Origin of the sequence: Pseudomonas sp. GM102 (assembly GCF_000282555.1) — a bacterium.
Classification (GTDB): domain Bacteria; phylum Pseudomonadota; class Gammaproteobacteria; order Pseudomonadales; family Pseudomonadaceae; genus Aquipseudomonas.
In genome coordinates, this window is record NZ_AKJB01000138.1 from 1 (window position 1) to 9,944 (window position 9,944).

Sequence of the window (9,944 nt, forward strand, 5' to 3'; positions counted from 1 at the left end):
CGAAGACTTGCGAGTGGCAGCCGATGCCATCCGCCTGACCCGCCGCATCGTCTCCGCGCCCGCCTTACAAGCGTTCAAACCGGTCGAGTACCTGCCCGGCGACAGCTTGCAGAGCGAAGAACAATTGCACGAAGCCGCCGCCCGGATCGGCACGACGATTTTCCACCCGGTGGGCACCTGCCGGATGGGCAACGACGCACACGCAGTGGTCGACGCCGAGTTGCGCGTCCACGGCATCCCCGGCCTGCGCATCGCCGATGCCTCGGTCATGCCGCGCATCACCTCGGGCAATACCTGTTCGCCTACGTTGATGATCGCTGAGAAAGCCGCGCAACTGATGCTCAGCCCCAGCACAAGGAGCCTCAACCCGCAGAAGGAACTGCTGAGCAACCCACTGTAGGAGCGAGGCTTGCCCGCGAAGAACGATGACGCGGTGTGTCAGGTCTGACGCCTTCGCGAGCAAGCTTCGCTCCTACAAAGATCGACGTACACCCCGCTTTATGGATAAACGCGGCACCCGCCCATAAGGCTGGCGCCGACAGTGGAACAACAAAAACAATCACTGTGAGGGATACCGATATGTCAGAACATGTTCAGCCCATGGAAGCCGTCCGCAGCGCCGGCACCAGTCAGGAAACCCAAAAAGTCATTTTTGCTTCGTCCCTCGGGACGGTGTTCGAGTGGTACGACTTTTTCCTCTATGGCGCCCTCGCGGCGGTCATCAGCAAACAGTTCTTCGCCGGGGTCAACGACACCACGGCGTTCATCTTCGCGCTCATGGCCTTCGCCGCCGGCTTCATCGTGCGGCCGTTCGGTGCGCTGGTGTTCGGACGCCTGGGGGACATGATCGGGCGCAAATACACGTTCCTGGCAACCATCGTCCTCATGGGGGTGGCGACCTTCTGCGTCGGTTTGCTGCCGACCTACGCGAGCATCGGCATTGCCGCGCCGATCATCCTCGTGGTGTTGCGCATGCTTCAGGGCCTGGCACTGGGCGGTGAGTATGGCGGCGCTGCCACTTACGTCGCCGAACACGCGCCGATCGGCAAACGCGGTTTCCACACCAGCTGGATTCAATCCACCGCCACCCTCGGCTTGCTGCTGTCGCTGCTGGTGGTGCTCGGCTGCCGCTACTTCACCGGCGACCAGTTCGAAGTCTGGGGCTGGCGCATTCCGTTTCTGTTTTCGATCGTGCTGCTGGGCATCTCGACCTGGATTCGCCTGAGCCTGCATGAGTCGCCTGCGTTCGTGAAAATGAAAGAAGAAGGCAAGCTCTGCAAGTCACCGCTGCGCGATTCCTTCGGCAAATGGGACAACCTCAAAGTGGTACTGATCGCTCTGTTCAGTATCAACGCCGGGCAAGCGGTGACCTTCTACGCGGCACAGTTCTATGTGCTGTTCTTCCTCACCCAGTTCCTGAAAATGGACCCGGCCCTGGCCAACAGTTTGCTGATCGTCAGCGTGATCATCGGCGCACCGTTCTTCATCTTTTTCGGCTGGCTGTCGGACAAGGTCGGGCGTAAACCGGTGCTGATGATCGGCCTATTGCTGGCCACCGCGCTGTACTTCCCGATCTTCAAGACCCTGGCCCACTACGCCAACCCGGCCATCGACCTGGCCAGCCGCCAGGCACCGATCACCGTGCTGGCTGACCCGGCCACCTGCACCTTCCAGTTCGACCCGGTGGGCAAGGCTAAATTTGATAGCCCGTGCGACAAGGTCAAAACCTTCCTGGTCAAACAAGGCCTGCCCTACAACAGCGAAGCGGCCCCGGCTGGCAGCGCCGTGCAGGTGAGCATCGGCGAGGTGAAAATCGACGGCTACGATGAAGCCGCCCTGCGCGGCGCAGTGACCCTGGCCGGGTATCCGTCACAAGCCGACACCCAGCTGATCAACAAACCGATGATCGTGGCGCTGATCGTCGCGCTGATCATCATCTCCGCCATGTGCTACGGCCCGCTGGCGGCGCTGATGGTCGAACTGTTCCCGACCCGCATCCGCTACACCTCCATGTCCCTGCCCTACCATATCGGCAACGGCTGGTTCGGTGGTTTCCTGCCGACGGTGTCGTTTGCCTTGGTGGTATACACCGGGGATATTTTCTACGGGCTGTGGTACCCGGTGGTGATTACCGGGGTCAGCCTGGTGGTGGGGATGATCTGCTTGCGTGAGACCAAGAACGTGGATCTGGATACCAACTGACAGTAACGAACGGCAAAAAAACGCCCCGCCAATGCGGGGCGTTTTCATACTCGTCTGCGTTAGAAACTCGCTTTGACCGACACCATAAAATTGCGTGGGGCCCCATAGTAGTTACCGAAGTTCTCGGTACCGATGGTGGCGTAGTAGCGTTTGTCGAACAGGTTATTGCCGTTGAGCGCAACCGACCAGGTGTCATCGATGCGGTAGCCGATGCGACCGTTCCAGATCGCATAACCCGACTGGCTGATTTTCTCGCCACTGGCAGGTGAAACCCGGAAGTTGTCGCTTTGTGCGTTTACCCCGGCCCCCACAGTGAACCGCTCAAGCGACCCGCTCAGGGCGTAGTCGCCCCAGATGCGCAACAAGTGCCGAGGCACATAACTGTTGAACGCTGCACCCTTGAGGCTGGTGTCGATGTCGTCGAGGGTTTTGGTCTGAGTGTAGGTGTAACCCGCGAGCACTTGCAGGCGCTCGATGACTTCACCACTGATCTCGGCCTCGAAACCCTGGGCACGAACCTTGCCGGCGTTGACGTAGCAGTAGCCATCCGATGAAGGACAGGATGAGTTGTAGTCCGTTTGCGCCTGGTCTTTCTGAAGCGTGCGGAACAGATTGAAAGCGCTGTTCAGGCGACCGTCGAACCAGGCGCCCTTGATCCCCAGTTCATAACTCTGGCCTACCAGCGGCTTGAGGGCCGAGCCGTCTTCCGAGCGGAAATTGCCTTGCGGCGTAAAAATATCCGAATAGCTGGCATAGGCTGTCAGATTCTCATTGAGGTCCAGCAGCACACCGGCAAACGGAGTGACCTGCCCGGTTTCCGTGGTACTGGAGTGTTCAGAGGTACCCAAGTTAATAAATTCGGAGTCGGTATCGGAGGTGTACCAACTCACCCGACTGCCGACGACGAAGGTCAATGGATCCGCCAGCTTCAGACGCAAGGTCGAGTAAACGCCCTTCTGTTTGGTCACAGTCTTGACCGGGCCACCGCGAGATGAGTTGTCGATGAAGTAGCTGTCGTCCGGCTCGGGAATATGCTTGTCGGGGTTGAACACATTCTGGCGTTGCGGCAGAAAGGCGACCGAGTAGAAGTCGTCCTTTTTCGAACGGCTGGCGTTGAAACCCACCACCAGCTCATGCTGCCGACCGAACGCATCGAACTTGCCATCCACGTAGGCATCGAGGCCGTAATCGACCTGGTCGTAGTCGTACAGGCTGCCAAGCATGCCGGTAGTATTGGTGCCCGGCGTCACGGATCCGGAGGCGAACGTGTATTTGATGTCCTGGGTGTTTTTCGTATAAACGCTTGCGACCTTCAAGGCCCAGTCTTCGTTGATCTGGTGTTTCAGATCACTGAACAGGGTGGTGCGTTTACTGCGCCAGGTATTCCAGGATGGATCGAGGCAGGTCGAGCGACTGAGTTTCAAATCGCTACGATCCCTATAGCGCGGCAGGCCGCCCCAGCAAGGACTGGCATCAATGTCCTCATAGGCAACGCCCAGACCAAGGGTCGTATCGGGGCTCATATCGAAATCGAGCGCGCCGTAATACACCTGATCCTTGCGACTGGCGTCGTCAATAAAGTAATGCCGGCTCTGCTCGGCGATCACCGCCCGGCCGCGTAATGTTCCGGACTCATTCAGCGGGCCGCCGGTGTCGACCTGTCCGCGATAGTTGTCCCAGCTGCCGCCGGACAGCGTGATGTCGGTATGGGGGGTGGTCTCGCCGCGCTTGCGAACGAAGTTCACTCCCCCGGCGGTGCCGCCCGAGCCTTTCATCATCCCCGCGGCGCCACGCAAGACTTCGACCCGGTCGTAATACGCCATGTCACCGCTGAAACTGTCGGCCTGAACATAGAGGTTGCCCATGTCCAGCGGTACACCGTCGTACTGATATTGGCCCGACATGCGGAAACCGCGCGAATAGAAGTACTTGCCACCCATGGTCGAGTCGTAAACGGTGATGCCCGGAGTCTTTTCCATAACCTGGTCGATGGTGTTCAGGTTCTGGTCATCGAGCATCTTGCGGGTCATCACCGTGACCGATTGCGGAGTCTCCTTGAGGGAGTGTTCGCCCTTGCCTATGGTCACTGCCCCCGTGGTGTACGAGCCGCTGTTCTCGGTGGTCGCGCCCAGCATCTGCCCATTGATGTTGGTGGCGCCCAACTCCAGCGCCGAGCCGGCTGCCGGAATCGGCCGCAGCACGTAAGTACCGTTGGCCTGGGGCTCGGCTTGCAGACCGCTACCGCCAAGTATCCGCGCGAACCCTTCGCTGACACCGAATGCACCTTTGAGCCCGGATGATTTCAACCCTTCGGTTTGCCGCGCATCGAACGAAATCGCAGCGCCTGCGGTGCTGGCGAAACGGCTGAGGACTTCAGTCAGGCTGCCCCCGGCGATGTCGAAGGATTGAACCAGATTCTGTTGTTCCACCGGTGCCGCAATCGCCACAATTGGCCAAACGCCAATCGTCGTTGCCGCGAACAACCCGAACTTCACTGCGAAAGCCAAACGATCTGGCGTGTACACCCGAGACATGCTTACCCTCCCCCAAAAACACTTGATGAAAACTCATTGAGGGATGAGCCGAACGATGCGTATGAAAAGTGCAAAGTACTGAGATTTTTTTGATCTGTGTTGGCTAGTGCATATCCCCAGCCGAAACATTGACCCAATATCGACTGTATCGCCTGATGCGCAGCGACAAACCGCTCTCCAGCGCGGCCAGCGCCAGGTCTGTGTTATCGATGGGAAAAGCGCCGGACACCTTGAGATGGGCAATGCGCGGATCACAACGCAACACGCCTGTGCGATAGCGCGAAAGGTCCGCCAGCAATTCCGCCAATGGACGGTCGATGGCGAGGATGCTGCCCTGTTGCCAGGCACCGACCGAAGCATCGTTGCGCCGTACCGTCCCCAACGAGTGGCCATTGAAGTCCAGGGATTGTCCGGCCTCCAGGCGCACCCTCGATGCACCGCCAGACGAACTGACCTCTACTGCCTTCTCGAGTACCGCTACCTCGCCGCCCTGCTCCTGGGACCGGACGATAAAGCGCGTACCCAAGGCCAGCACCTCGCCATGGCGGGTGACCACTTTGAACGGCCGCTGCGCGGGATCGACAGCGGTAGTCACAAGAATCTCGCCCCACAACAGTTCCAGCACGCGTTGACGACCATCGAAACGCAGGTTGACCGAGGTGTCGGTGTTGAGCAGCAATGAGCCGCCATCCGCCAACCGGAACTCACGGCGTTCACCCACGGCGGTGCGCAGATCGGCAAACAGGTTCCGGGATGTTTCACTGCGCCAACCCAACCAGCCCAGCGAACTGGCCGACCCCAGCACCAATACACTGCGCAACACTTGACGACGGGATCGTTCAGCGCCCCGCAAGACAGGCGAAGCCAGGGCGCCCGGCACGCTCGCCATCTGCTCACCCACCGCAGTCATCCGCTGCCAGGCCTGACGATGCGACGGGTCAGCGACCAGCCAGTCGTTCCAGGCTGCTCGATCCGAATCGGTCGCGACGCCAGACTGAAGTCGGGCGTACCACTGGGCGGCGATGCTGATTGCCTTCAACTCAGCGGGCGAAAGGCTCATGCCAGTTGCAACTGAATCTGCATCAAACAGCAATGCTCCATGGCCTTGGCCATGTAGTTGTTGACCGTGCGTGTGCTGATATTCAGACGCTCGGCAATCTGCGGGTAGGTCAGGCCATCGAACTGAGACAGGATGAACGTCTGCTTGACCTTCGCGCCCAATCCTTGCAGCAGGCGGTCGATTTCCATCAAGGCCTGCAACAGGATCGCCTGCTCCTCCAACGATGGCTGCTGCCATTCGGGCATTGTGGCCAAGGCTTCCAGATAGGACTGCTCCAGCGAGCGCCGACGGAACAGATCGATCAGCAAGCCCTTGGCGATCATCGACAGGTAGGGTCGCGGTTCGCGAATTTCCAGCGCGCTGCGTGCCTTGATCACCCGAACGAAGGTGTCCTGCGTCAGGTCTGCCGCATCGAAGGCATTGCCCAGACGCTTGCGCAACCAGCCATTGAGCCAGCCGTGATGGTCGCAATACAGATCATTGACGGCGCTGCGTAGGGATAAATCGTTGGAAGACATGACGATGGAATAATTCGCGAGTGATAATGACTCGCATTGTCATGTGTGCGACAGACGATTTGCAATAGCCACGATGTCCTCGCCCTACCACATCGGCAACGGCTGGTCCGGCGGTTTCCTGCCAACGGTGTCGTTTACGTTGGTGGTGTACACCGAGGTGAGCCTGGCGATGTGATCTGTACAAAAGCGCCCTCACCACAGTGTTTTCTGCAAATCAGGTATCAAGCACCTCAAACGTCACTTCTTCAGGATAAAACGCCACATACCCGCCAATCTGCGCAACTGACACCTTCGGGTGCTCATAGCTCCATACCGCATTGGCGCCTTCATGCCCGGGGATTTGCAGGCTGAAATAGCTGGCATCGCCCTTGTACGGGCAATAGCTGGTGTGATCGGTGCGGGCGAAATATTGTTCGGCGATGTCCTCGCGGGGGATGTAGTACACCGGAGGATAATTGGCCTCATGCATGACCAGCGCCCGAGTGGACGACGCCACTTGAATGCCATGGAACTTCACCACCACGCAGCCCGGTTGAGGGCTGATGGCGATGGGATTACCGGGGCCAGGGGCTTTCATAGCGTAGGATCCTCTGTCGCTGCTGCGCTGTATCGCGATCCGACAGGTATACCTCATGTTTCGGTATCGCGACTGCTTCACAGCCGAACGGAGCTTGCTTCAGTTACAGTGCAGGTCCTCACAAAAGCATGCCCCACACTTGGAGAGCAGCATGGACATTGCCAATATCCCCTTCGGCACCACCGACTGGTCGCAAATCGAACCCACCGAACACCCGGGCGAGACTGGCAGCGCCCTGTGGCGCACCCGGCAGTTCGGCGCGATTCGCGCGCGTATCGTCGAATACACGCCCGGGTATCTGGCCGATCACTGGTGCTCAAAGGGGCATGTGCTGTTTTGCCTGGAAGGGGAACTGCACACCGAACTGGAGGATGGTCGAGTCTTCGTCCTCACGCCGGGCATGAGCTATCAGGTCGCGGACAATGCCGAAGCACATCGTTCATCCACCGCCATTGGCGCCCGGTTGTTTGTGGTGGATTGACCGCTGTCATCAACCGCAACAGCTTAAGCTGTACATCCATACAGATAAAGATTGCTCCATCGCTCATCAGCCGCCATTCTGTGCACCTCTCGAACACTGATCGATGATGGTGGTTATGCAGCTGTACCTCTGTGAAAAACCTTCCCAGGCCAAAGACATCGCGGCCGTGCTCGGCGCCAAACGCCGGGGCGACGGCTGCTGGCTGGGAACGAATGTCACGGTGACCTGGTGCATCGGCCATCTGCTGGAAACCGCACCGCCGGATGCCTATGACGCACGTTACAAGCGTTGGGTGCTGGCAGATCTGCCGATCATTCCCGAAAAATGGAAGATGACCGTCAAACCGCGCACGGCCAGCCAGTACAAGGCGGTCAAACGCTTGCTCGGCGAGGCCAGTGAACTGGTGATTGCCACCGACGCCGATCGTGAGGGCGAGATGATCGCCCGGGAACTGGTGGAGCATTGCCGTTATCGCGGGCCGATCCGGCGGTTGTGGCTATCGGCGCTGGACGATGCATCGATCCGCAAGGCACTGGCGGCGCTCAAGCCGGGGGCCGAGACGTTCAGCCTTTATCATTCGGCGTTGGGGCGCTCCCGGGCCGACTGGTTGATCGGGATGAACATGAGTCGGCTGTTCACCCTGCTGGGGCGTCAGTCCGGCTATCAGGGTGTATTGCCGGTCGGTCGGGTGCAGACGCCAACCTTGCGCCTGGTGGTGGATCGCGACCGCAGCATTGCCGATTTCGTCCCAGTGGCCTATTGGGCGATCGATGTGCAACTGCTGCATGACGGCACGGCGTTCACCGCCCAGTGGCGCGCGGCCTCCGACGCTTGCGACGATCAGGACCGCTGCCTGAATCAGGCGCTGGCTCAACACGCAGCTACGGCCATTAGCGGTGCGGCGAGCGCTCGGGTAATCAAACTGCGCACCGAACGCATGCGCGAAGTCGCGCCTTTGCCGTTCGATCTGGGCACCTTGCAGGAAGTCTGCTCGAAAAAGCTCGGGCTCGGCGCTCAGGAAACCCTCGACATCGCCCAGGCGCTGTACGAAACCCACAAAGTCATCACCTACCCGCGCAGCGACTGTGGCTACCTGCCGCTGAGTCAGCACAGCGAAGCCCCAAGTATTCTTGCTGCGCTGAGGCAGGCCGACCCGGCCCTGAACGCCTTGCACGATCACCTGGAGCCCCAGCGCCGCTCACGGGCCTGGAACGATGCCAAGGTCAGCGCTCACCACGGCATCATTCCGACGGCGGCGGCGAAAAACCTCGACCGCCTGGTAGGCAAGCAACGGGCGGTCTACACGCTGATTCGTGCACGTTATCTGGCGCAGTTCCTGCCCAACCATGAATACGACCGGACTCAGGCCGACTTCGACTGCGCCGGTGAAGCCTTGCGCGCCGTGGGCAAGCAGATTGTCGAGCCCGGCTGGAAACGCGCCCTGCCCGAGGCCCTCGCGCCAGCCAAGGGCCGCGAAGCACCCGCGCCGCAAACACTGCCGACACTGTCCGAAGGGCGTGACTGCGCGGTGGCCGATGTGAAGCTCAAGGACCTCTGGACCCAGCCGCCCAAGCCGTTCACCGAAGGCGATCTGATCAAGGCGATGAAGAACGTCGCCAAACTGGTGGAAGATCCGCTGCTCAAGCAAAAGCTCAAGGACACCACCGGCATCGGCACCGAAGCCACACGCGCCTCGATCATCCAGGGCCTGCTGGACCGCGGCTACCTGATCAAGAACGGCAAGGCCCTGGCGGCGACGCCGGCAGCGTTCAGCCTGATCGATGCCGTGCCGCGCGCGATTGCCGACCCCGGCACCACGGCGATCTGGGAACAGGCCCTAGATATGGTGCAGAGCGGTGAAATGAGCCTGGAAGAGTTCGTTACCAAACAGGCTGCGTGGATGAGCAAGCAGGTGGCACGTTGCGCCGGCCTAAACCTGACCATCAGCGGGCCGGCAAGCCCGGCCGGGCGTGGTGCCACACCATGGAAAAACAAACGCAAACCGGCCAAGCGCAAGCCTTCGACCGGCGCCAAACGCGTGGCGAAACCGACGGGCAACCGTAGTTTTTCAGAATGATTTAAAACTTATTCACGGATTTTGAAATTCCATGAAGTGCCATCAATCAAAAACCAAGAATTTTCAATAGCTTAAGAAAGAGTCAATCCCTACGCATCAATCACCAAGCAAATCCTTGATGACCAGGTAGGTTTGGTCAGCGATTGGCCGCAAGCGGCAGCTACATTTAAAAATACCCTGTGTTCGCACACAGCTTTTGTTTTAGTAACTCTGTGGGCGCTCTGCTAGCAAGCCTCAGTAACGGGCGGGAGAGTCTAATTAACAGCGACCGCACAGCAGCCAAAAGGACAAAGAAGCTCCTCCCGGTAAATCACCAGGGGAAGCTTCATCCTCGACATGGCTTTTTTGTAGTTTATGAAGCGTTCATGGTTTTGTGGGTATCGATCAGATGCTGCACCACACCCGGATCGGCCAGGGTCGAAATGTCCCCCAACCCATCGTATTCCGCCGTCGCAATCTTGCGCAGAATCCGGCGCATGATCTTGCCCGAACGGG

The 9,944-nt window shown here is 59.4% G+C and carries 9 protein-coding genes and 1 pseudogene; 5 read left to right on the forward strand and 5 right to left on the reverse strand.

Annotation, left to right across the window (positions count from 1 at the left end; all coding sequences use genetic code 11):
• The coding region (locus tag PMI18_RS02230) for a GMC oxidoreductase (protein ID WP_007907052.1) at positions 1–400 on the forward strand (400 nt) is incomplete at its 5' end.
• A 179-nt stretch (positions 401–579) separates the two neighbouring features.
• Positions 580–2,202 (forward strand): MFS transporter, encoded by a 1,623-nt coding sequence (locus PMI18_RS02225; protein ID WP_007907054.1) that lies wholly within the window; start codon positions 580–582, stop codon positions 2,200–2,202.
• 59 nt (positions 2,203–2,261) lie between these two features.
• Here PMI18_RS02225 and PMI18_RS02220 read toward each other — a convergent pair whose 3' ends face one another.
• From PMI18_RS02220 to PMI18_RS02210, 3 genes are all read right to left on the reverse strand, one after another.
• A complete protein-coding gene (locus tag PMI18_RS02220; RefSeq protein WP_007907056.1) occupies positions 2,262–4,736 on the reverse strand; it encodes a TonB-dependent siderophore receptor in 2,475 nt (824 codons plus the stop codon).
• A 103-nt stretch (positions 4,737–4,839) separates the two neighbouring features.
• A complete protein-coding gene (locus PMI18_RS02215; protein ID WP_007907057.1) occupies positions 4,840–5,796 on the reverse strand; it encodes a FecR domain-containing protein in 957 nt (318 codons plus the stop codon).
• Positions 5,793–6,314 carry a sigma-70 family RNA polymerase sigma factor gene (locus PMI18_RS02210; RefSeq protein WP_007907059.1) on the reverse strand — a complete coding sequence of 174 codons (522 nt, stop codon included), beginning with the start codon at positions 6,312–6,314 and terminating at the stop codon, positions 5,793–5,795. Before PMI18_RS02210 ends, PMI18_RS02215 begins: the two co-directional genes overlap by 4 nt.
• Before the next feature lie 76 nt (positions 6,315–6,390).
• Here PMI18_RS02210 and PMI18_RS32055 point away from each other — a divergent pair.
• Positions 6,391–6,468: pseudogene (locus PMI18_RS32055) on the forward strand (hypothetical protein); the annotation flags it as partial.
• A gap of 60 nt (positions 6,469–6,528) precedes the next feature.
• Here the strand turns inward: PMI18_RS32055 and PMI18_RS02205 are convergent.
• Positions 6,529–6,891, reverse strand: a complete 363-nt coding sequence (locus PMI18_RS02205; RefSeq protein ID WP_007907061.1) for a DUF427 domain-containing protein — start codon at positions 6,889–6,891, stop codon at positions 6,529–6,531.
• Between the two features lie 151 nt (positions 6,892–7,042).
• On the opposite strand from PMI18_RS02205, the gene PMI18_RS02200 reads away from it, so the two are divergent.
• Both PMI18_RS02200 and PMI18_RS02195 read left to right on the forward strand, forming a co-directional pair.
• Positions 7,043–7,372, forward strand: a complete 330-nt coding sequence (locus PMI18_RS02200; RefSeq protein WP_007907062.1) for a DHCW motif cupin fold protein — start codon at positions 7,043–7,045, stop codon at positions 7,370–7,372.
• A 115-nt stretch (positions 7,373–7,487) separates the two neighbouring features.
• Complete coding sequence (locus PMI18_RS02195) at positions 7,488–9,449, forward strand: DNA topoisomerase III (RefSeq protein ID WP_033036896.1); 1,962 nt, start codon at positions 7,488–7,490, stop codon at positions 9,447–9,449.
• Between the two features lie 352 nt (positions 9,450–9,801).
• Here PMI18_RS02195 and PMI18_RS31665 read toward each other — a convergent pair.
• Positions 9,802–9,944, reverse strand: a 143-nt coding sequence (locus PMI18_RS31665) for a hypothetical protein (protein ID WP_007907068.1), incomplete at its 5' end; no start/stop codon positions are given.